Source organism: Streptomyces sp. NPDC003284 (genome assembly GCF_053589675.1).
Map to the genome: position 1 here is coordinate 252,779 of NZ_JBSFSI010000001.1, position 21,427 is coordinate 274,205.

21 protein-coding genes and 1 tRNA gene are annotated in these 21,427 nt (G+C 72.2%); 12 read left to right on the plus strand and 10 right to left on the minus strand.

Going from position 1 to position 21,427, the window contains the following annotated elements:
- The first annotated feature begins 20 nt into the window (after positions 1 to 20).
- The 4 genes from ACWDYF_RS01105 (at position 21) to ACWDYF_RS01120 (ending at position 4,348) form a co-directional block, all read left to right on the plus strand.
- The gene (locus ACWDYF_RS01105; RefSeq protein WP_389464443.1) at positions 21 to 770 is read left to right on the plus strand and encodes a class I SAM-dependent methyltransferase; all 750 of its coding nucleotides are present in this window, start codon (positions 21 to 23) and stop codon (positions 768 to 770) included.
- 387 nt (positions 771 to 1,157) lie between these two features.
- On the plus strand, positions 1,158 to 1,289 hold the full coding sequence (locus tag ACWDYF_RS01110; RefSeq protein WP_381740154.1) for a hypothetical protein: 132 nt from the start codon (positions 1,158 to 1,160) through the stop codon (positions 1,287 to 1,289).
- 161 nt (positions 1,290 to 1,450) lie between these two features.
- Positions 1,451 to 3,208: a glycoside hydrolase family 6 protein gene (locus tag ACWDYF_RS01115; protein ID WP_389464441.1), complete on the plus strand. Its 1,758-nt coding sequence runs from the start codon at positions 1,451 to 1,453 to the stop codon at positions 3,206 to 3,208.
- Positions 3,209 to 3,403: 195 nt separating this feature from the next.
- Positions 3,404 to 4,348: a class I SAM-dependent methyltransferase gene (locus ACWDYF_RS01120; protein WP_389464440.1), complete on the plus strand. Its 945-nt coding sequence runs from the start codon at positions 3,404 to 3,406 to the stop codon at positions 4,346 to 4,348.
- Positions 4,349 to 4,429: 81 nt separating this feature from the next.
- Here the strand turns inward: ACWDYF_RS01120 and ACWDYF_RS01125 are convergent, their stop codons facing one another.
- From ACWDYF_RS01125 to ACWDYF_RS01140, 4 genes are all read right to left on the minus strand, one after another.
- A complete protein-coding gene (locus ACWDYF_RS01125; protein ID WP_381740159.1) occupies positions 4,430 to 5,125 on the minus strand; it encodes a glycoside hydrolase family 75 protein in 696 nt (231 codons plus the stop codon).
- Positions 5,126 to 5,316: 191 nt separating this feature from the next.
- On the minus strand, positions 5,317 to 6,153 hold the full coding sequence (locus tag ACWDYF_RS01130; RefSeq protein ID WP_389464438.1) for an aldo/keto reductase: 837 nt from the start codon (positions 6,151 to 6,153) through the stop codon (positions 5,317 to 5,319).
- Positions 6,154 to 6,279: 126 nt separating this feature from the next.
- A complete protein-coding gene (locus tag ACWDYF_RS01135; protein ID WP_381740163.1) occupies positions 6,280 to 8,106 on the minus strand; it encodes an AMP-dependent synthetase/ligase in 1,827 nt (608 codons plus the stop codon).
- 354 nt (positions 8,107 to 8,460) lie between these two features.
- Positions 8,461 to 9,960 (minus strand): MFS transporter, encoded by a 1,500-nt coding sequence (locus ACWDYF_RS01140; RefSeq protein WP_389464436.1) that lies wholly within the window; start codon positions 9,958 to 9,960, stop codon positions 8,461 to 8,463.
- A gap of 190 nt (positions 9,961 to 10,150) precedes the next feature.
- Here ACWDYF_RS01140 and ACWDYF_RS01145 point away from each other — a divergent pair, with 190 nt between their 5' ends.
- Positions 10,151 to 11,128, plus strand: coding sequence for an Lrp/AsnC family transcriptional regulator (locus ACWDYF_RS01145; RefSeq protein ID WP_451584253.1), 978 nt, complete (start codon positions 10,151 to 10,153; stop codon positions 11,126 to 11,128).
- Between the two features lie 44 nt (positions 11,129 to 11,172).
- Here ACWDYF_RS01145 and ACWDYF_RS01150 read toward each other — a convergent pair whose 3' ends face one another.
- Entirely contained in the window at positions 11,173 to 12,036 is an 864-nt protein-coding gene (locus tag ACWDYF_RS01150) for a LysR substrate-binding domain-containing protein (protein ID WP_037889644.1), read from the minus strand.
- Between the two features lie 153 nt (positions 12,037 to 12,189).
- Between ACWDYF_RS01150 and ACWDYF_RS01155 the strand changes: the two genes are divergently transcribed.
- The gene (locus ACWDYF_RS01155; RefSeq protein ID WP_389464433.1) at positions 12,190 to 13,266 is read left to right on the plus strand and encodes a bile acid:sodium symporter family protein; all 1,077 of its coding nucleotides are present in this window, start codon (positions 12,190 to 12,192) and stop codon (positions 13,264 to 13,266) included.
- A gap of 37 nt (positions 13,267 to 13,303) precedes the next feature.
- Here ACWDYF_RS01155 and ACWDYF_RS01160 read toward each other — a convergent pair whose 3' ends face one another.
- On the minus strand, positions 13,304 to 14,221 hold the full coding sequence (locus tag ACWDYF_RS01160) for a quinone oxidoreductase family protein (protein ID WP_389464431.1): 918 nt from the start codon (positions 14,219 to 14,221) through the stop codon (positions 13,304 to 13,306).
- 117 nt (positions 14,222 to 14,338) lie between these two features.
- Between ACWDYF_RS01160 and ACWDYF_RS01165 the strand changes: the two genes are divergently transcribed.
- Positions 14,339 to 14,782, plus strand: a complete 444-nt coding sequence (locus tag ACWDYF_RS01165) for a MarR family winged helix-turn-helix transcriptional regulator (protein ID WP_389464429.1) — start codon at positions 14,339 to 14,341, stop codon at positions 14,780 to 14,782.
- A 76-nt stretch (positions 14,783 to 14,858) separates the two neighbouring features.
- Here the strand turns inward: ACWDYF_RS01165 and fdhD are convergent, their stop codons facing one another.
- Positions 14,859 to 15,707 (minus strand): formate dehydrogenase accessory sulfurtransferase FdhD, encoded by an 849-nt coding sequence (gene fdhD, locus ACWDYF_RS01170; RefSeq protein ID WP_037889648.1) that lies wholly within the window; start codon positions 15,705 to 15,707, stop codon positions 14,859 to 14,861.
- Between the two features lie 396 nt (positions 15,708 to 16,103).
- Here fdhD and ACWDYF_RS01175 point away from each other — a divergent pair, with 396 nt between their 5' ends.
- Positions 16,104 to 17,051: a beta-ketoacyl-ACP synthase III gene (locus tag ACWDYF_RS01175; protein ID WP_381740173.1), complete on the plus strand. Its 948-nt coding sequence runs from the start codon at positions 16,104 to 16,106 to the stop codon at positions 17,049 to 17,051.
- A 96-nt stretch (positions 17,052 to 17,147) separates the two neighbouring features.
- Positions 17,148 to 17,235: transfer RNA gene (locus ACWDYF_RS01180), tRNA-Leu, on the plus strand.
- A gap of 88 nt (positions 17,236 to 17,323) precedes the next feature.
- Here the strand turns inward: ACWDYF_RS01180 and ACWDYF_RS01185 are convergent.
- The 3 genes from ACWDYF_RS01185 to ACWDYF_RS01195 all read right to left on the minus strand — a co-directional run bounded on the left by ACWDYF_RS01185 (position 17,324) and on the right by ACWDYF_RS01195 (position 19,498).
- Positions 17,324 to 17,611, minus strand: coding sequence for a hypothetical protein (locus ACWDYF_RS01185; RefSeq protein WP_451584254.1), 288 nt, complete (start codon positions 17,609 to 17,611; stop codon positions 17,324 to 17,326).
- A gap of 812 nt (positions 17,612 to 18,423) precedes the next feature.
- Positions 18,424 to 18,984, minus strand: coding sequence for a glycine-rich domain-containing protein (locus ACWDYF_RS01190; protein ID WP_389464424.1), 561 nt, complete (start codon positions 18,982 to 18,984; stop codon positions 18,424 to 18,426).
- Between the two features lie 319 nt (positions 18,985 to 19,303).
- Positions 19,304 to 19,498 (minus strand): hypothetical protein, encoded by a 195-nt coding sequence (locus ACWDYF_RS01195; protein ID WP_389464422.1) that lies wholly within the window; start codon positions 19,496 to 19,498, stop codon positions 19,304 to 19,306.
- Positions 19,499 to 19,751: 253 nt separating this feature from the next.
- On the opposite strand from ACWDYF_RS01195, the gene ACWDYF_RS01200 reads away from it, so the two are divergent.
- The 3 genes from ACWDYF_RS01200 to ACWDYF_RS01210 are packed head-to-tail and all read left to right on the plus strand — an operon-like array spanning position 19,752 to position 21,356.
- Positions 19,752 to 20,006 carry a hypothetical protein gene (locus ACWDYF_RS01200; protein WP_389464420.1) on the plus strand — a complete coding sequence of 85 codons (255 nt, stop codon included), beginning with the start codon at positions 19,752 to 19,754 and terminating at the stop codon, positions 20,004 to 20,006.
- Entirely contained in the window at positions 19,978 to 20,493 is a 516-nt protein-coding gene (locus ACWDYF_RS01205) for a DUF6879 family protein (RefSeq protein ID WP_389464418.1), read from the plus strand. Before ACWDYF_RS01200 ends, ACWDYF_RS01205 begins: the two co-directional genes overlap by 29 nt.
- Before the next feature lie 14 nt (positions 20,494 to 20,507).
- Positions 20,508 to 21,356, plus strand: coding sequence for a helix-turn-helix domain-containing protein (locus tag ACWDYF_RS01210; protein ID WP_389464416.1), 849 nt, complete (start codon positions 20,508 to 20,510; stop codon positions 21,354 to 21,356).
- The last annotated feature ends 71 nt before the right edge of the window (positions 21,357 to 21,427 follow it).

The following is a 21,427-nucleotide window of genomic DNA, read 5'->3' on the forward strand; positions in this document are numbered from 1 at the left end:
CCGGACCAGGGGGGAACCGCGTGCTGGACTACGACGAGGAAGCCGAACGCTACGACGCGGCGCGCGGCGGCGAGCCCCGGGCGGCCGCCGCGGCCGACGCCGTCCTGAGCCTGCTGGACCCGGGCGGCACGGATCTGCTGGACGCCGGGTGCGGCACCGGCATCGTCACCCGCCGCCTCGCCGCCGCCCGCTCCTGGGGACGGGTGGCCGGTGTGGACCTGGCGCCCGAGATGACCCGCCGGGCCGCGGCGCGGCTGCCCGGTGCCGTCGTCCGCGCCGACACGCGGCACCTGCCCTTCCCGGACGGTGCCTTCGACGCGGTCGTCAGCGTCTGGCTCCTGCACCTCGCCCCGAGCGACGCCGACGCCCGCGCCATGGTCGCCGAGTGCGCCCGGGTGCTGCGCCCCGGCGGGGTGTACGTCACCACGGTCGACAAGGCCGCCGCGCACAACGTGGGCAGCGACATCGACGCCGTCCTCGCCTCCCGGCCGCCCAGCCCCGCCCGGGACGAGGCCCGGCTGGTCGCCGGGCACGCCGCCGCACACGGCCTGGTCCCGGCCGGAGCGGCCCGCTTCCCCGGCCTCGGCCAGGGCCGCAGCCCGCGCGGCACCGTCGCCGACCTGCGGCGCGGCTGGTTCGTCACGCTGCCGCCGGGCGATCCGCTCGCGGACGGCTTCGCCGCCCGGCTGGCGGCCCTGCCCGACCAGGACCGGCCGCGTCCGGACCCGGTCTTCAGCCTGCGGGCGTTCCGCAGGCCGGACGCGGGCTGAGCGTCCGGCCCGCGCTGCGCCCGCACGCCGGGCGTGCGCGCGGGCGGTGCCCGGCGTCCTGCTGATGTCAGGGAGGCATGGGCGGGGAATCCTCTCCGTGCGGCTCGGACAACGGGGGAGGAGCGACAAGTCTTGACCAGTGGGAGCGCTCCCATAGTGCGGATGTGTCAGGGCACGGTCAAGAGCTTGCGGGAGCGAAAACATTCGGGTGCCCCCCGACGGGCCGTGACGTCGGAAAGTCGACGGAGCGCCGACGGAAAGCCGACGGAAAGTGACCGGCCCCCTGTTCTCCGGCGGGACTTGGCGCTACCTTCACTCGCACCAGTGGGAGCGGTTCCATCAGTCGGTGCGTCCCTCGCGACGCGCCCGGTCTGCAAGGAGTCGCTCATGCGCCACCCCCGCTCTTCCCGCTCCTCGCCGCCACCGGCCCGTACGGGCCGGTGCGACGACGGCGTCTTCCCGGACCCCGGCCGCACGGCCGCCGGACCGCGCGGTCACCTGCGCGCCCGCACCCCCTGACACACCCCTCCCGTACCGGCACGCCCTCCCGCACGCCGGGCGGGCCGGACGCCCGTGCGCCGGTGGCGCGGATCCCCGCGGCACCGGCACGTCAGCAGGTTCCAGGCCCCATCCCACAGGACAGGTCCCAGGTCCCATCCCACAGGAGGAGTTCCCCACCCATGAGCCGCAGCAGAACAGCGATGCTCGCCGCCCTGACCCTGGTCGCCGGGGGCACGGGGCTGGCGCTCACCGCCGTCCCCGCGGGCGCGAGCGCCGCCGCCGCGCCCTGCACCGTCGACTACCAGGTGCAGAACCAGTGGAACACCGGCTTCACGGCCGCCGTCACGGTCACCAACCACGGCGCCGCCAAGTCGGCCTGGACCCTGAAGTGGTCCTACGCCGGGGACCAGAAGGTCACCAGCGGCTGGAACGCGCGGATCACCCAGAGCGGTACCGCCGTCACCGCCGCCAACGAGAGCTACAACGGCACCCTCGCCACCGGCTCCGCCGCCACCTTCGGCTTCCAGGGCACCTACAGCGGCACCAACGCCGTCCCGGCCGCCTTCACCCTCGACGGAGCGGCCTGCGACGTCGACGGCGGCGGCACCACGGACCCGGGAGGCGGCACGACCGACCCCGGCGGCGGCACGACCGACCCGGGCGGCGGCAGCACCGACCCGGGCGGACGCGCGGCCAACCCGTACGAAGGCGCCAAGGTCTATGTGAACCCCGAGTGGTCCGCGAAGGCCGCCGCCGAACCGGGCGGCAGCCGCGTCGCCGGTCAGCCCACCGCCGTCTGGCTCGACCGGATCGCCGCCATCGGGGGCGTCGACGGCGGGATGGGCCTGCGCGACCACCTCGACGAGGCGCTGAAGCAGAAGGGATCGGGCGAACTCGTCGTCCAGCTGGTCATCTACGACCTGCCGGGCCGCGACTGCGCGGCCCTCGCCTCCAACGGCGAGCTCGGCCCCGCCGACCTCGGCAGGTACGAGACCGAGTACATCGACCCGATCGCCGCGATCCTGGCCGATCCCGAGTACGCCGGGCTGCGCATCGCCACCGTCATCGAACCCGACTCGCTGCCCAACCTGGTCACCAACGCCGGCGGTACCGACACGACCACCGACGCCTGCGTGACCATGAAGGCCAACGGCAACTACGAGAAGGGCGTCGGCTACGCCCTGAGCAAGCTCGGCGCCGTCCCCAACGTCTACAACTACATCGACGCCGCCCACCACGGCTGGCTGGGCTGGGACTCCAACCTCGGCCCGTCCGTGCAGGAGTTCCGCGCCGCCGCGACCAGCAACGGCGCGAGCGTGGGCGATGTGGCCGGATTCATCGTCAACACGGCCAACTACAGCCCCACGACCGAGCCGTACCTCAAGGTCACCGACAGCGTGAACGGGCAGACCGTGCGCCAGTCCAAGTGGGTGGACTGGAACCAGTACGTGGACGAGCAGTCCTACGCCCAGGCGCTGCGCGGCCAGTTGGTGGCGGCCGGGTTCGACTCCGGCATCGGCATGCTGATCGACACCTCCCGCAACGGCTGGGGCGGCTCCGCGCGTCCGGCCGGAGCCGGGCCGCTGACCTCGGTGGACGCCTATGTCGACGGGGGCCGTGTCGACCGCCGTATCCACGCGGGCAACTGGTGCAACCAGAGCGGCGCGGGGCTCGGCGAACGGCCGACGGCGGCCCCGGCCGCCGGGATCGACGCCTATGTGTGGGTGAAGCCGCCGGGGGAGTCGGACGGGTCCAGCTCCGCCGTCTCCAACGACGAGGGCAAGGGCTTCGACCGTATGTGCGACCCGACGTACGGGGGCAACGCGCGCAACGGCAACAGCCCCTCGGGCGCGCTGGCCGACGCGCCGCTGGCCGGGCACTGGTTCTCCGCCCAGTTCCGGCAGCTGATGCAGAACGCCTACCCGCCGCTGCCCTGACCGAGGGAGCGCGGGTGATCCGCCGGGGCCGGTCCGGACCGGCCCCGGCGGATCGCACGGCCGCGCCGCCGGTCCCCGCCGCTCGTTGCCAGGAGCGGAAATCCGTGCCTGTTTTTTGCAGTCCCGGCAAGGGAACTGGCCCCGGCGCGGTGCGGCGGCGCACGCTGGCCGCACCGAGACGAGAGGCAGACCACCATGGCGCAGGAGCACGCGGGCCACCAGGGTCCGCACCACCACGGCCAGCACGGCCACCAGGATGGTGCCCAGGGGGGCCGCCCCGGGCACCACCACGATCACGGCGACCTCGACTGGGCCGTGCTGGCGCCGCTGCTGGAGTCCCAGGCGGAGCTGTTCGCCCCGATGTACCGGGAGGCGATGGCCTGGCTGGGCGAGCTGGCGCCCGAGCCCGGTCTGATCGTGGACGCGGGCAGCGGTCCCGGCGTGGTGTCCTGTCTGTTCGCCGAGGCGTTCCCGGGCGCCCGGGTGGCGGCGGTGGACGGCTCGGCCCCGCTGCTGGAGCTGGCCCGCGCCCGCGCGGACCGGCTGGGCCTGGCCGACCGCCTCACCACGGTCACCGGTGAACTGCCCGGCGCGCTGGACGAGGTGGGCTACCCGGCCGATCTGCTGTGGGCCAGCAACAGCCTGCACCACCTGGGCGACCAGCGGGCCGCGCTGGCCGCCTTCGCCGAGCGGCTGGCGCCCGGCGGCACGCTCGCCCTGCTGGAGGGCGGTCTGCCGGCCCGCTTCCTGCCCCGCGACATCGGCTTCGGCCGCCCCGCGCTCCAGGCCCGGCTGGACGCCGTCGAGGCCGACTGGTTCACCCGGATGCGCGAGGACCTGCCGGGCTCGGTGGCCGAGACCGAGGACTGGCCGGAACTGCTGGCCTCGGCCGGGCTGAAGCCCACCGACACCCGCACCTTCCTGCTGGACCTGCCCGCCCCGGTCTCCGGCCCGGCCCGCGCCTATGTGGCCGCGACCCTGGCCCGGATGCGGGAGGGCACGGCCGAGGAGCTCGCCGCCGACGACCTGGCCGCGCTCGACCGCCTGCTGGACCCGGAGGACGAGGCGAGCGTGCACCGCAGGAAGGACGTCTTCGTGCTGAAGGCGCACACCGTGCACACGGCCGTCCGCACGGCCTGACGCGCACGGCCTGACGCGGACGGCGCCGCGGACGGGGCGGACGGGCCCGGTGCCGTGCACCGGACCCGCCCGCCCGGCCGCTCAGTTGGCGGCGATGAACTGCTTGGCGAGCTGGTCGCCGAGGGTGACGGCCGCGCTGTGGCTCTCGATGGGCGACGCCTTCGAGTTCTTGAACAGGATGTACGTCACGCCGGAGTCGGCGCCGCCGGTCTCCGGGTCGGGGTCGATGCCGAGGGCCTTGGCGGTGGCGTACGACGCCTCGCCGATGATCTTGCTCGGTCCGGTGTCGCCGACGACGGCGTACTCGACCTTGTTGTTGTAGATGACGGCGACCACGCCGCCGCCCTTGATGCCGGAGTCGGCGTAGTTCCAGATGCTGCTGGAGCTGGGCACCACGACGTACGGCAGCGACTCCGCCTTGAGCGGCTTGTCGTCGGACTGGTGGAACCGGGTGTCGTCCTGGTACCAGGGGTCGCGGTCCTCGTTGCAGTTGGTGGTGCGCTGCCCGTCGCAGTCGATGTCCATGTCGGCCTTCCAGAACACCGCGCCGTTCTTGCCGCACACGGGGACGGTGGCCGAGGTCTCGTCGTCGGTCTTGTACTTGCCGTTGGAGATCTGCGAACAGGACTTCACCTTGGCGAGCAGGTCGGCCGCGCTGACCGAGCCCTCCTGGGCGGAGCGGGGAGCGGTGGTGCCGGAGGCGTGGGCCGGGAGTACTCCGGCGGCGAGCAGGGCGGCTCCGGAGGCGGCGGCGAGGGCCAGAGTTCGTACGCGCACGGTGGGGGGACCCTTCTGTTAGGAAACTTTCCTGACCGGGTGCGTTACAAGGTGGCCCCTTGGCCATGTGCGCGTCAAGGGTGGCGTACGGGGATGTCCGGACCGCGGGGACGGGAAGTGCCCCGCCGCCACCGCCGTGCGGCGGTGGTGCCGGGGCACTCACACACAGGGGGCCGGTCCGGCCCGCCGGGTCAGACGACCTCGAACTCCGCCGGATGCGGGCCGAGGCGCCGGTCCTCGTTCAGGGCGCTGATCGCCGCGAGGTCCTCGTCGTCCAGACTGAAGTCGAACACCTCGATGTTCTCCTTGATCCGGGACGGCGTCACCGACTTCGGGATCACGATGTTGCCGAGCTGGAGGTGCCAGCGCAGCACCACCTGGGCCGGGGTGCGGCCGTGCTTGCGCGCGATCGCCACGACCGCCGGGACCTCCAGCAGGCCCTTGCCCGAGCCCAGCGGCGACCACGCCTCGGTCGCGATGCCCTGCTCCGCGTGGTACTCGCGGGCGGCGCGCTGCTGGAGGTGCGGGTGCAGCTCGATCTGGTTGACCGCCGGGATCACCGAGGTCTCGGCGATCAGCTCCCGCAGGTGCTCCGGCAGGAAGTTGGAGGTGCCGATCGCCCGGACCCGGCCGTCGGCGAGCAGCTTCTCGAACGCCTTGTACGTGTCCACATAGGTGCCCTTGGACGGCATCGGCCAGTGGATCAGGTAGAGGTCCACGTACTCCAGGCCGAGCTTGGCCAGGGACGTGTCGAAGGCGCGCAGGGTGCTGTCGTACCCCTGGTCGCCGTTCCAGAGTTTGGTGGTGACGAAGAGGTCCTCGCGGGGCAGGCCGGAGGCCGCGACGGCCCGGCCGGTGCCCTCTTCGTTGCCGTAGATCGCCGCGGTGTCGATGCTGCGGTACCCGGCCTCCAGAGCGGAGGTGACCGCCCGCTCTGCCTCGTCGTCCGGCACCTGCCAGACGCCGAAGCCCAGCTGGGGCATCTCGACGCCGTTGTTGAGGATGATCGGGGGGACCTGGCTGCTCACGAGGTGTGGATCCTTCGGTCGACGTGAAGTGGTACTCCTATCGTCAACGATCACGAGCCGTGCCGCATTCCTGACCGTGGGATCCGGCCGGAATCACCACCGCGCGAGCCGGTCCGCACCCGGGCCTCACCCCCGGTACAGCGCCTCCACCTCGGCCGCGTACGCGTCCTCGATCGCCCGGCGCTTCAGCTTCAGGGACGGGGTCAGCAGCCCGTGCTCCTCGGTGAAGGGCTGGGCGAGGATGCGGAAGGTGCGGATGGACTCGGTCTGGGACACCAGGGTGTTCGCGGCCACCACCGCGCGCCGCACCTCGGTCTCCAAATCCGCGTCGTGCACCAGCTCGGCCGGGCCGCGCCGCGGCTTGTCACGCATCTGGAGCCAGTGCTCGACGGCCTCGTGGTCCAGGGTGACCAGGGCGGCGACGTACGGGCGGTCGTTGCCGACGACGATGCACTGCGCGACCAGCGGATGGTCGCGCACCCGCTCCTCCAGCACGCCCGGCGCCACGCTCTTGCCGCCGGAGGTCACCAGGATCTCCTTCTTGCGGCCGGTGATGGTGAGATAGCCGTCGTCGTCGAGGACGCCGAGGTCACCGGTGGCCAGCCAGCCGTCGTGCAGCGCCTCGTCGGTGGCCTTGGGGTCGTTCAGATAGCCCTGGAAGACATTGCCGCCGCGCAGCCAGACCTCGCCGTCGTCGGCGAGGTGCACGGTGACCCCCGGGATGGGCCGGCCGACCGTGCCGTAGCGGGTGCGGTCCGGCGGGTTGGCGGTGGCCGCCGCCGTCGACTCGGTCAGCCCGTAGCCCTCGTAGATCTGCACCCCGGCGCCCGCGAAGAACAGGCCGAGCCGCCGGTCCATGCCCGAGCCGCCGGACATCGCGTTGCGGATCCGGCCGCCCATCGCGGCCCGCACCTTGGCGTACACGAGCTTGTCGAAGAGCTGGTGCTGCACGCGCAGCGCGGCCGACGGGCCCGGCCCGAAGCCCCACGCCTTCGCCTCCACCGCGTCCGCGTACTTCACCGCCACGTCCACCGCCTTCTCGAAGGCCCCCTCCCGGCCCTCCTTCTCCGCCTTGCGCCGGGCCGCGTTGAACACCTTCTCGAAGATGTACGGCACCGCCAGGACGAACGTCGGCCGGAACGCCTGGAGGTCCGGCAGCAGCGCGGCCGCGTGCAGGTGCGGCTGATGGCCGAAACGGACCCGGCCGCGGACCGCCGCCACCTCCACCATCCGGCCGAAGACGTGCGCGAGCGGCAGGAACAGCAGCGTCGACGCCTCGTCGCCCCGGCGGGAGTGGAACACCGGCTCCCACCGGTCGAGGACCGTGTCCGCCTCGGTCATGAAGTTGCCGTGGGTGAGGACGCAGCCCTTGGGGCGGCCGGTGGTGCCGGAGGTGTAGATGACCGTGGCGACCGACTCCGGTGTCACCGCCTCGCGGTGCCGGTGCACCACCTCGTCGTCCAGGTGCGCGCCCGCCTCGTTCAGCTCCTGCACCGCGCCCGCGTCGAGCTGCCACAGCCGGCCGAGGCGGGGCAGCCGGTCGATGACGGTGGCGATCGTCATGGCGTGGTCCTCGTGCTCCACGACCGCCGCCGACACCTCCGCGTCGTACAGCATCCAGAAGCACTGCTCGGCCGAGGAGGTGGGGTACACCGGCACCACCTGGGCGCCGATGGTCCACAGCGCGAAGTCGAACAGCGTCCACTCGTAGCGGGTGCGCGACATGATCGCGACCCGGTCGCCGAAGCGCACACCCTGGGCGAGCAGCCCCTTGGCGAGGGCCAGCACCTCGTCACGGAAGCCGGCGGAGGTCACCTCGCGCCATCCGCCCGAGGCGTCCTTGCGGCCGAGCGCGACGTACGACGGGTCGGCCTCGGCGTGCTGGAACACGACGTCGGCCAGGCCGCCCACCGGCGGTGCCGATGCCGACGGAGGGCTGGTGAACTCGCGCAAACCCCGCTCCCGCTTCCGTTCCCGCTCCGGTTCGACTCCCGGACGCCTGTGACGCTCCGCACAGCGCCGTGAAAGCTACCCCACGGAAACCGGGGCCCCGGGGCGGGCCGGAAGCGGACAGCGGTCGCGTCCGCCCAGGTCAGCGACGGAAAAAGCGCTCACATGGGGCAGGGTCGGACAGAAGATCCCACGGTTCAGTGAGTTTCGGTGCCGGTATCTCCACCGAATCTGTACGACCCCCTGACCCTCCCCTGGCCGGATCGGCACCTCCGGCGCACGGGCGGACGGGTGTACGGGTGCAGGTCGACCGGCGGGCGGACGGGTGCACGGACGGAGCCGCGGACGGGCGCCCGGTCACCCCCGGGACACCGTCTCCTTCCCCGGCAGCGGGCGCGCCCCGGACCGGGGCGCCGTGCCCCGCGGGCCGCGCGGCGGCCGGACCAGCACCGCCACCAGCACCGCCGCCGCCAGCCCCGCGCATCCGGCCACCAGCAGCGCCGCGTCGAGACCCGAGGCGAAGGCCGCCCGCAGCGTGTGCTCGGGGAACGAGCCGCGCAGCGCCCCGGCGCCGCCGCCCGCCAGCGTGTGCGCCGCCTCGCGCGGCAGCGTGTCCCGCATCCGCGAGGACAGTACGGTTCCGGCCACGGCCACCCCGAGCGCGTACCCGAGCTGCCGCACGGTGTTCACCGCGCCGCCCGCCATACCGGCCCGCTCCGGGGGCACCGCGGCCAGCGCCGCACCGGCGACGGTCGGCGAGACGAGCCCGGTGCCCGCACCGACCAGCACGAACCCCGGGACCAGCGCCGTCCAGGTCGAGCCCGCGCCCAGCACCGCCTGAGCCAGGCAGCCCGCGCCGATCAGCAGCAGCCCGCCGCCGATCGTGCGGCGTGCCGGTGCCCCGTGCAGCAGCCGCCCGGCCGCGATCGCGACCGCCATCGCGGCCACCGTCATCGGCAGCAGCGTCAGACCCGCCCGCACCGGGCTCATGCCCAGCAGCGTCTGCATCCACAGCGACAGGTACGGCGTCGTCCCGAACGCCACCCCGTTGAAGACGAACCCGCCCGCCATCACCCCCACGAACGCGGGCACCCGCAGCAGCGACAGATCGAGCAGCGGATGCGCCGCCCGGCGCTCCACCAGCACGAAGCACACCAGCGCCGCCACGGCCAGCGCCGAGGTGCCCAGCGTCGCCGCGGAACCCCAGCCGTCCTCCCCGGCCCGCACCACGGCGTACGTCGCCCCGCCCGCGAAGGCGGCGAAGGCCACCGTGCCCAGCCAGTCGATCCGCGCCCCCGCGCGCCCCTTCGACTCCGGGACCAGCCGCAGGGTCAGCCAGATCGCCGCGACGCTCACCGGAAGGTTCACGAAGAAGATCCACCGCCAGCCGGGCCCCTCCGTGAGCACCCCGCCCAGCACCGGCCCGACCGCCGCGGCACCGCCGCTCACCGCGCCCCACACCCCGAGCGCCGCCGACCGCTGCCGCCCCTGGTAGACCGAGCCGAGCAGCGGCAGCGTCGTCGCGAACATCGCCGCGGCGCCCACCCCCTGCACGGCCCGCGCCGCCACCAGCGTGCCCGGCCCGGACGCGAGCCCGCACAGCAGCGACGCCACCGCGAACAGCACCACCCCGGCCACATGCACCCGCCGCCGCCCCAGCGCGTCGGCCGCCGCCCCCAGCCCCAGCAGCAGCGCGGCCAACGCCAGCGCGTAGCCGTCCACCACCCATTGCAGATCACCCAGCGACGCGTGCAGCGCCCGCGCCATGTCCGGCAGCGCGACGACCACGATCGTCACGTCCAGCAACAACATGAACGTGCCCAGGCACACCGCCGTCAGCGGCCCCCACGTACGCATGTCTCTCCCTCGCTCCTCGTCACCGGTACTCCGTCACCCGGTACTCAGCGCCGGGCCGGGGCCCGCGCGCCTCCCCGTACGATGGGCGGCGCGCGGCGGATCCCGGCGGAGTACGGCCGGTGGGCGCCGGAACCCGACAGCAGAGAGGGCGATCACAGTGGAATCCTCCGGCGGAGCCATCGCGCCACCGGTGCTGGACTCGGACCTCTTCGACCGGCTCGACCTGCGGATCCTGTCCGCGCTGGAAGTCAACGGACGGGCCTCCTTCAGCCGGATCGGGGCGGTGCTCGGCGTCTCCGACCAGACCGTGGCCCGCCGCTACCGCCGGCTGTGCGCGGAGGGCGGGCTGCGGGTGGTGGCGGTCCGCGACCCCGAACGGCTCGGGCAGGACCAGTGGATGCTGCGGCTGCGCTGCGTGCCGGACACCGCCCAGACGATCGCCGACGCGCTCGCCAAACGCCCCGACACCAGCTGGATCGGGCTCGCGTCCGGCGGGACCGAGGTGGTCTGCGGGATGCGGCCGCGCAGCGCCGGTGACCGCGACGACCTGCTCCTCGGCAAGCTGCCGCGCACCCCGAGCGTCGTGGAGATCCGTGCCCACCAGCTGCTGCACCGCTTCTTCGGCGGCCCGGACGGCTGGCTGCGCAAGTTCCGCGCGCTCACCGACGCCGAACGCGCGGCCCTCCTGCCCGCCCCGGTGCCCACCGCCGGACCGCCCCGGATCGACCCCGAGGACGAACCGCTGGTCGCCGTCCTGGAGCGCGACGGCCGGGCCGCGCTGCCCGAACTCCAGCGCGCCACCGGCCGCTCCGAGTCCGCCGTCAAGCGCCGCCTGTCCGCGCTCGTCGCCTCCGGCGCCCTCTACATCGACGTCGAGTACCACCCCGAGACCCTCGGCCAGCACATCGGCGCCGCCCTGTGGATCACCACCGCGCCCGCCGCGCTGCACTCCGTCGGGCAGGCCCTCGCCGCCCACACGGAGATCGCCTACGTCACGGCCACCGCGGGGCAGTCGAACATCATGGCGACCCTCGTGGCCCGGGACACGGCGAGCCTGTACGCCTACCTCAGCGGCCCCCTCGGTGCCCTGCCGGGCGTCCGGCACGTGGAGGCCACGCCGTACCTGCGGCGCGTCAAACAGCTCACCTATCCGCGTCCGGCGCACTGACGGGGCCGGGGGGCGGAGAACGGGCGGGGGAGGCGGAGGGCCGGTCAGCGGTGGTGGAGGCCCTCGCCCCCGGCGAGGACCGCCGCGGCCAGCGCGTCGGCCGCGTGCTGGGCCGAGGGGCGGTGGCGGCCGTGGACCAGGACGAAGTCGACGCCGCCCAGCTCCGGCAGCCCGGCCCGCTCCGGGACCGGCACCAGGCCCGGCGGGACCAGCCCGCGCGCGTGCGCCATCACCCCCAGGCCCGCGCGGGCCGCGGCGATCAGCCCGTTGAGGCTGCCGCTGGTGCACACGACGTGCCAGGGGCGGCCCTGTCGCTCCAGCGCCCGGAAGGCGAGCGCCCGGGTGATCCCCGGCGGCGGATAGACGATCAGCGGCACCGGGCGCCCGGGATCCAGGCGCAGCCGCCGCGCGCCGATCCACACCAGCCGGTCGTGCCAGACCGGTTCCCCCCGGGGATCCTGCGGGCGCCGCTTGGCCAGCACCAGGTCCAGTTTCCCGGCGGCGAGCTGCTCGTGCAGGGTGCCCGACAGCTCCACCGTCAGCTCCAGGTCGACCTCGGGGTGCGCATGGCGGAAGCCCTCCAGGATCTCCGGCAGCCGGGTCAGCACGAAGTCCTCCGAGGCGCCGAAGCGGAGCCGGCCGCGCACCCGGGTGCCGGTGAAGAACGCCGTGGCCTGCTCGTGCACCTCCAGGATCCGGCGGGCGAACCCGAGCATGGCCTCGCCGTCCTCGGTCAGCTCGACCGAGTGGGTGTCACGGTTGAACAGCGGCCGTCCGGTGGCGTCCTCCAGCCGCCGCACATGCTGGCTGACGGTCGACTGGCGCAGCCCGAGCCGCCGGGCCGCCCGGGTGAAACTGAGCGTCTGGGAGACCGCGAGGAACGTACGCAGCTGAGCGGGGTCGTACACGGCACCAGGCTACCCGCGCTCATCGCGGAACATGATGACAGTCAGAGCGGTATCGCGGTTTCCCGATCGCCGGGGGGAGAGGAGCATGGAGCGACGAGAGCGATGCCGGGCGCCGACAGGCGCCGATAACCGACGAGTGACGAGTGGAGCACCGTGAAACGCCTGCGCCGGCCGAGTCGGATGCCGATCGACCCGTACATCGTGCTGCTGCTGGCGACGGTGGGCCTGGCGGCGCTGCTGCCGGCCCGCGGGGCCGCCGCGCACGTGGCCTCCGGCGCCTCCACCGCCGCCATCGCGTTCCTCTTCTTCCTGTACGGCGCCCGGCTCTCCACCCGCGAGGCACTCGAAGGAGTGAAGCACTGGCGACTGCACGGCACCGTGCTGGCCTGCACCTTCGTCGCCTTCCCACTGCTCGGCCTGGCCGCGCGCGGACTGGTCCCGGTCCTGCTCGACCAGCCGCTCTACCAGGGCCTGCTCTTCCTCACCCTCGTCCCGTCGACCATCCAGTCGTCGATCGCCTTCACCTCCATCGCCCGCGGCAACGTGCCCGCCGCGATCTGCGCCGGTTCCTTCTCCTCGCTGATCGGGATCGTGCTGACCCCGCTGCTCGCGGCGGTACTGCTCGGCAACAGCGGGGCCGGCTTCTCGGCGCACTCGCTGGTGACGATCGTGCTGCAACTGCTCGTGCCGTTCGTCGCGGGGCAACTGCTGCGCCGCTGGATCGGGGGCTTCGTGACCCGGCACAAGAAGGTGCTCGGGCTCGTCGACCGCGGCTCGATCCTGCTCGTCGTCTACACCGCGTTCAGCGAGGGCATGGTGCGCGGCATCTGGCACCAGGTCAGCGCCCTGCGGCTGGGCGGTCTGCTCGTGGTGGAGGCCGCGCTGCTCGCCGCGATGCTCGCCCTGACCTGGTACGGGGCCAGGGCGCTGCGGTTCGGCCGGGGGGACCGCATCGCGATCCAGTTCGCCGGTTCGAAGAAGTCCCTGGCCGCCGGGCTGCCCATGGCGAGCGTCCTGTTCGGCGCGCACGCCTCGCTCGCCGTGCTGCCGCTGATGCTCTTCCACCAGATGCAGCTGATGGTGTGCGCGGTGATCGCCAAGCGCAGGGCGCGCGATCCGGAGGCACGGCAGGGGAACGGCGGCCCGGAGGCGCGGGAGGGGAGCGGCGGCCCGGCGGAGGAGCCCGCACCGCCCTCGGCCCGGGTCGGTACGGCGCCCCGGCCCCGGTGATCCACCGGGGCGGCCTCCGGCCCTCAGGTCCGCCCGGTCAGGGGCGCAGCACCACCTTGCCGAGGTTGCCGCGCGACATGATCGCCTCATGGGCCTTCGCCGCGTCGGGCAGCGCGAACTCGGCGTGCACCACCGGCCGTATCCGCCCCTCCTCGAACAGCCGCCACAGCTCCTGCCGCCACTGCTCGTACAGTCCGGGCCGGTCCCGGGCGATCCGGGCCATCTGGAAGCCGATCACCGACTTGGCGCCCACGAGCAGGTCGTACGCCTGGACGGTCCCGCCGCCCGAGCTGTAGGCCACCAGCCGTCCGCCCGGGGAGAGCGCGGCGAGCGCCGGGGTGAGCAGGTCGCCGCCCACCGCGTCCAGGGCGCAGTCGACGGGCTCACCCCAGCTTCCGTCGGTGTAGAGGGCCACCTCGTCGGCGCCGAGGGAGCGCACGAAGTCCGCCTTGGCCGGGCCGGAGACGGCGCCCACGACCCGGCCCGCGCCCCGCACCCGGGCGAGCTGCACCGCGAGGTGCCCCACGCCGCCGGCCGCCGCCGTCACGAGCACCGACTCGCCCGGCTCGGGGCGCGCCGCCGTCAGGGCGCCGAGGGCGACCAGGCCGCTGCGGACCAGGGCGACCGCGTCGACGGCCCCGGCGCCCTCGGGCACGGGGGAGGCCATGGCCTCGTGCAGCACCGCGAAGTCGGCGTACCCGTGGCCGAAGCAGAGCCCGGTCACCCGGTCGCCGGGGCGGAAGCGCGTGACGTCCGCGCCGACCGCCGCCACCTCACCGGCGATCTCCCCGCCCAGCGGGACCGGCTCGGCGGCCTCGGTGATCTTGCGGACGACGGGCAGGGTGACGCCGACGGCTTCGCAGCGTACGAGGACCTCACCGGGGCCGGGTTCGGGAACGGGCGTTTCCTCCAGGAACAGGGGGCCACCGGCCGACTCGTAGCGCACGCGTCGCATCGCACCTCCAGGGCGAAAGGCTGTTCGAAAAGCGTGGGGGAGCCCAAGTCATTGGAAATCCCAACGGTATCCCTGTTTCATGGGGAAGTCCAACGACTTTTCGCTAAGCTGCGTGGCATGGCCGAAGCCGAAGCTCCCCTCGCCGAGATCCGTTCCCTGCCCAGCTGGCTCCTCGGCCGGGCGGCCGCCCGGGGCCGGGCCCTGGTCGCCGAGGCGCTCGCCGCCGAGGGGCTGAAGATGTGGCACCACGTGGTGCTGTCCGCCGTCCGCGACCTCGCCCCGGTCGCCCAGGCCGACCTCGGCCGCGGTGTGGGGCTGGACCCCAAGGACCTGGTCGGCGTCCTCAACGACCTCCAGGCCGCCGGACTCGTCCTGCGCGAACCCGACCCCGCCGACCGGCGCAAGAACGCGGTCTCCCTCACCGCCGAGGGCAACCGCCTGCTGACCCGCTGCGAGCGGGCGGCCCGCGCGGCCAACGACACCCTGCTGGCGCCGCTGTCCCCGGCCGACCGCGAACGGTTCATGGAGCTGCTGGTCCGGGTGTCGGGGACGCGCGACTGACGGGGGCCGGACCCGGGCGGCCGCGACGGTCGGACACCGGTTGGGTCCAGGCGTACCCGGAGGCCGCAGGCCGGGTTCAGTCCTGGGCCGAGTCGGCGCCCAGGACGATACGGTCCGCACCCGCGTACACGTTCATGGAACCGCCCCGCAGGAAGCCCACCAGGGTCAGCCCGGTCTCCGCGGCCAGGTCCACGGCGAGCGAGGACGGCGCCGAGACCGCCGCGAGCACCGGGATGCCCGCCATCACGGCCTTCTGCGCCAGCTCGAAGGAGGCCCGGCCGGACACCAGCAGGACCGTCCGGGACAGGGGCAGGGCGCCGTTCTGGAGGGCCCGGCCGACCAGTTTGTCGACCGCGTTGTGCCGGCCCACGTCCTCCCGTATGTCCAGCAGCTCGCCGTCCTCGGTGAACAGGGCCGCCGCGTGCAGCCCGCCGGTCCGGTCGAAGACCCGCTGGGCCGCGCGCAGCCGGTCGGGCAGGCTCGCCAGGAGGCCGGGCGTCAGGCGCACCGCGGGCTCGTCCGCGATCGGCCAGCGGGCCGTCGTGCGGACCGCGTCCAGGCTGGCCTTGCCGCACAGCCCGCAGGAGGAGGTGGTGTAGACGTTGCGTTCGAGGGTGATGTCGGGCAGGACCACGCCGGGCGCGGTGCGCACGTCCACCACGTTGTACGTGTTGCCGCCGTCCGACGTCGCCCCCGCGCAGTACACGATGTTCCGCAGGTCCGCGGCGGCGGCCAGGACGCCCTCGCTGACCAGGAAGCCCGCGGCCAGCGCGAAGTCGTCGCCAGGGGTGCGCATGGTGATGGCGAGCGGCCGGCCGTCGAGCCGGATCTCCAGGGGCTCCTCGGCCACCAGCGTGTCCGGCCGGGAGGAGACCGCGCCGTCCCGGATGCGGATCACCTTGCGTCGTTCCGTGACTCGTCCCATGCCCTGATCAGTCCCGGTTCTGTCCGTGCGGGTGGCCGTGCCGGCCCTTGCTGCCCAGCTCGCCGCGACCACCGGGCCGACGGACGGCGCGGGCGACCCCGACCGTCTCATTGTCCAGCACGGCCCTGCCTCTTCGTCCTGCACGGCTTGTCCGGCACGGCGGGCACCCGGGTCCGGCCCCTCGGGACGGGCGGCGGAACCCGGGGACCTCTGACGGAAGCCCACAAGCGGGGCCCGGGATTCCTGTGCCTTCGCCCTCCGCCGTACCCGCGAGTCACCGAACAGACTGGTGCCTCGACCGCGATCCGTGGGGAACCGCCGGGCGCATCCAGGGGGCGTCCCGGGGTGCGGCCACGGCAGGACCACCACGCACGGCAACGAGGGGACCGCCCACCCATGAACGGCTCACGCATCACCGCCGTAGGCCACTGCCAGCCCGCCCAGGTGCTCACCAACGACGATCTGGCGGCCATGGTGGACACCAGTGACGAGTGGATCACCAGCCGTGTCGGCATCCGCACCCGGCACATCGCGGGCCCCGGCGAACCGGTCGACGAACTGGCGGCGCACGCGGCGGCCAAGGCGCTGGCGGCGGCGGGCCGCACGCCCGACGACATCGATCTGGTCCTGGTCGCCACCTCCACGGCCGTGGACCGCTCGCCCAACACCGCCGCCCGCGTCGCGGCCCGCCTCGGCATCCCGGGCCCGGCGGTGATCGACGTCAACGTGGTGTGCGCCGGGTTCACCCACGCCCTGGCCACCGCGGACCACACCGTGCGCGCCGGGGCCGCGCGCCGCGCCCTGGTCATCGGCGCCGACAAGATGTCCGAGGTGACCGACTGGACCGACCGGACGACCTGCGTCCTGGTCGGCGACGGGGCCGGCGCCGCCGTGGTCGAGGCGTGCGCGCCGGGCGAGAGCGCGGGCATCGGACCGGTGCTGTGGGGCTCGGTGCCCGAGATGGGGCACGCGGTACGGATCGAGGGCACGCCCCCGCGGTTCGCGCAGGAGGGGCAGAGCGTCTACCGGTGGGCCACCACGCAGCTGCCGCCGCTGGCCCGGCGCACCTGCGAGCGTGCGGGCGTCGCCCCCGAGGAGCTGGCGGCGGTCGTGCTGCACCAGGCGAACCTGCGCATCGTCGAGCCCCTCGCCGCCAGGCTCGGCGCGGTCAACGCGGTGATCGCCCGCGATGTCGCCGAGTCCGGGAACACCTCGGCCGCGAGCATCCCCCTGGCCCTGTCCAAACTGGTCGAACGGGGCGAGGTGGGCACGGGCGACCCCGTACTCCTCTTCGGCTTCGGCGGCAACCTCTCCTACGCGGGCCAGGTCGTCCGCTGCCCCTGACCCGGGCACGGAATACGCAGGTGAAACGCACTCCGAAACCTTGGTATGGTTGTCCATGTCGCCACGGGGAACACCCCACCGAGCGACAGACACCTGGTCCGGGTGGCGGAATGGCAGACGCGCTAGCTTGAGGTGCTAGTGCCCTTTATCGGGCGTGGGGGTTCAAGTCCCCCCTCGGACACCAGCAGAAACCCCAGTTGATCTGGGGTTTTTCTGTTTCTCCGACTGTGGCGTGACCAACCACGTGACCAACAGCCGAGAGATTCCCCAGGTCAGACCAGGGATGACAGGCCGAGTCGGCCCGCTCCGGAGGCTGCCAGTCGGCGGGCTCCCTTGCTGTGCCTCCAGTCGTGAATCCGGAAGTCGTCCGGCAGATGCAGCCGGTTCCGGAGGGTGCGCCAGCGTGCCGAGACCTTCTCGGGGTCCTGTGGCCCTCCGGCTTCGCCCCGGTAGAGCTTGAAGCCGTCGCGGGCGAACACCAGGCCGTGATGCGTCCACCCGGAGCCGAGGCGTTCGCGTTCGGCGTCCCGGCGTTCCTTCTGCCACTTGAGGACGTTCATCACGGACTGGTCCACGTAGATTGACGGCGTTGGCGTCGCCGTCCTTCCCAGGGCTTCACTGCGCCGCACTCCGGTGGCGGCGTAGACGGTCCACAGCGGAGCATCCCGAAGGCAGTGGTGGGTCAGGCCGCTGTCGCAGGCGCGGTTGCCGCAGGGCTCCCACACCGAGGACAGAAAGCGGGCAGTTCCGTCGTCGTCCAGGGTGGGGAAGTCTCATTCCCTCGCCCGGGTCTCACGGCCCGTGGGCGGGTTGGCGGTGGCGGCCGGGTTGCTGGGTATCACCTTGGGCGCCGCCGCACCGAGTGCGCCAGCGAGGATGTTGGGGACATGCCGCACGGAGCGGTCTCCAGTATCCGGTACAGGTCGTCCAAGGCGTCGTCGGTGACTTCAGCCTTACAGCACCGATGTGCGGCTTGATGTGCAGACGGATCTTCGTCGCGTACCCGGCCACGGTCGTTCCCTCCTTTCTTAGGCTGGCATGCCACTTGTCGAGCCAGTCACCCGCCACCCCGTTCCGCGCGTTGCTCTGAACCGCTCGAAGAAACCCAAAATGAACGCCCCTGCCGTTCGCGGCAGGGGCGTTGGTTTGTTGGTCGGCGTCGCAGGCAGTCATTCGTCCTTGGGCGGGATCACGAATCCCCGCATCGGCCCTGACTCCATTTTCTCTTCCGGGAATTCGGCGGCCACGGATGCGAGTGCATCAGCCGTCACATCCCGGCGCGTAGCAGGGTCGGCCGTGTCGTACACGCGCCAAGGCCCTGCCGTGTTCTCCGGGTTCTCGAGTGCGACCACACCGGGGATTCCCAACTGCCTCAACACGGCGTCAACTTGCCGGGGGCCTGCTCAGCGTTCACGCTTCCGCCTTCCGTCTGCTCGCGGCCGGCCTGGCTACCGCCACCGCCCGAGCAGTGCGAAGCGCACTTGCCCGGATTGATCGGGCCGCAGCCGCCGGGCTTGGGTGTGTGGGAGCAGTTCGCCGCCACCGATACCAGGGCCTTGGTCGGGCCCGTCCACAGTTCGCTGTCCACGGTGTGCCCGACCTGCTCGATGGTGGCCATCGTACGAGTAAGCGCGTGCTCGTCGTGCCGTTCGACGTCGGGACGCTCGGGCCAGTGATGCACGAACCGCCCCAGACGCTCGCACAGCTTCTCGTACAGGTTCGTATGCAGGATCAGAGCATGCCAGCCCTCGTCCACCACGTTGGAGGGTGTGATCTTGACGAAGGGGAACTGCGCTGCGGCGTCCATGAACTTGAGCGCTTCCGCCACGATCCGCTCGGCCGTAGCCTCCTGCATGCCGGGGTTGTTGTCGATGACGGTTGCGACGACACCCCCGAACGCGGCAGGGGTGAGTAATGCGCGTACATCGTGCATGGGCGTTCCTCCCTGTTGTGGGGTTTCACAGCCCACCCGGGTGGCTCAACTCGCCAAAGTTCTCGCTGCCGGGGTGGGATGGCCCGGTACTCTTCACGGGGTCGACGGACGCATCGGAGCCTTCTCATTCCGTTGCACGGAACCCGGCGAGACCAGCCACTCAGTGCCTCCGGACTCAGGTCACAGAATCGCTGTCGGGCGTTTCTGGCGGTCCTGAGGCGGTCGGCGGGGTCCTCGAAGTCCGGGAGCACGCCACACAGAATGCCGACCCTGCACCCTGCATCCGTGACCAGAGCCCCGATGCCTCGGGCCGAGACCATCAGTGGCCCTCCGGATGCCGCCGCAAGAAGACGTTGCAGTCCGACACTGTGGTCACGTCTCCAACGACCCGCGCACGATCTCGCGCGTTGGCCAGTTCTGCACATCCAGCGCAGCCCGGCACGGGGGTGGGCTCCAGGTCCGCAGTCAGTGAAAGCTCCAGGGGCCTGCTCGGATAGGTTCTCGGCTCACTCATGCCGACACCCCTTCGGACACGCACGCCGTGAACTCCCCAGCCCCTTCTGCCGTTTTCATCCCGCTCGCCATGCTGGCCTCCCGATCGATTCCGCGTCGATGTGGTGACCGTAGGAAGCGGAGAGGCTCAGGCTCCACAAACTTGCATGAGCTTGCACGCCAATTCGCTTGGCTCGTTACGGTATTGACGTTCTCTTCCCAGTTCAAAGATGCTGGTGCAAGCCCAAGCAAGTACCTGGACCAGGGAGCCTGCCATGGCCGTAGAGTTCGTTGGGATCGACCCCGACACCGACCGGGACCACTGCCCCACTGTGTGGGCGGACGCCGAAGCTCATGAGATCTTGTTGCAAGGCTGGAAGCCTACCCCCGAAACTCAGGCGGACTGCGAGGCGAGCAGCCCCGCGAACGGTCCGGTGCCTGACAGCGAGGCCATCGTCAGGATCCCGGCCCGGATGATTTCGATGATCAGGGAGGCGTGTGATGCCGTCGAGCGTGCCCAGCTTCGCTGAGCTGCTCGGCCGGTGCGAACGGTCCGCCGTCCACCTAGAGTTGCGCGACTCCTACGCCGCCTCGGATCGGTTCGAGGCGTGGAAGCGTGGGGAGCGGGTCAACTGGGAGGACCGCGAGTCCTGGTGGCATCCCTACGATCAGCTGGTCGCTGACACCGTCGCCAGGGGCGTGGTGATCCGAAGGGCGCGGGTGGTCTCCGAGCCGGTCTCCGAGTACATCCGCTGGGAGCACTACGTCACCCATGCCAACGTCACAGCAGGGGAGCAAGTCCGCTGGCTTCCCCGGCCGCAAGCCACAACCATCCCCCTTCCCGGAAACGACTTCTGGCTGTTCGATGACACTCTTCTCAGGGTCCACCACTTCTCGGGCGACGGTGCGGTGGTGGAGGACGAGATCACGGCTGATCCGGAAGCGGTGAAGCTGTGCTCCGCTGCATTTGAGACGGTCTGGGAGCAAGCGATCCCGCACCACCAGTACAAGGTCTGAAGAAAGCCGGCTCCATGCCCCCGCCCCGCTCGTCACGCGTTCAGAAGGCCCGCGAAGCTTTGGCCGGCCGACTGCGCGAGATCCGGAAGGACGCCGGGATCAGTGGACGGGAGCTGGCCGTCAGATGCGGTTGGTCCGAGTCGAAGTCGTCCCGGATCGAGAACGCCAAGACGCCTCCGTCCGATGCCGACATCCGGGCGTGGTGCCGGGCCTGTGATGCTGAGGACCAGGTCCCGGATCTGGTGGCAACCAACCGGCGGTCCGCGGAAGCGCATGTGGAGTGGAAGCGACTCCAACGGACCGGTCTCCGGCGGCTCCAGGAGAGCACCGCCGACCTCTACGGACAAACCAAGACCTTTCGCGTCTACGTATCCGACGTGATCCCTGGATTCCTTCAGACTGCGGGGTACGCCTCGGCCCTGCTGACCTCCATCGCGGATTTCCGAGGAACACCGGACGACGTGAGCGAAGCCGTGGCGGCCCGCATGCGGCGTAACGAAGTGCTGCACAAGGGTGGGCACCGGTTCTCCTTCGTGCTGGAAGAGTCCGTACTGCGATACCGGCTGTGCAGCGCCGAAACCATGGCGGCGCAGCTCGGCCACTTGCTCGGCGTCATGGACCTTCCGAACGTCGCCGTGGGCATCGTCCCGTTCTCCAAGCAACGATCCGTGTGGCCCATGCCCACCTTCACGATCTTCGATGACAGCCGGGTGTACGCAGACACGTTGGACGCTGCGTCCACCCTCACGCAGCCCAGCCAAGTCGAGCTCTACACCCGAGCTTTTGAGCGGCTCTCTCAGGGGGCCGCGCGGGGAGCACCAGCCCGCTCCCTTCTTGCCGAGGCGGTGGCGTCTCTGACTTGAGCCGAGTGGTTGGCCACGTGACCAACCCATGACCAACGGCGGTCCGAAACAGCCCGAAACAGGGGTACGCA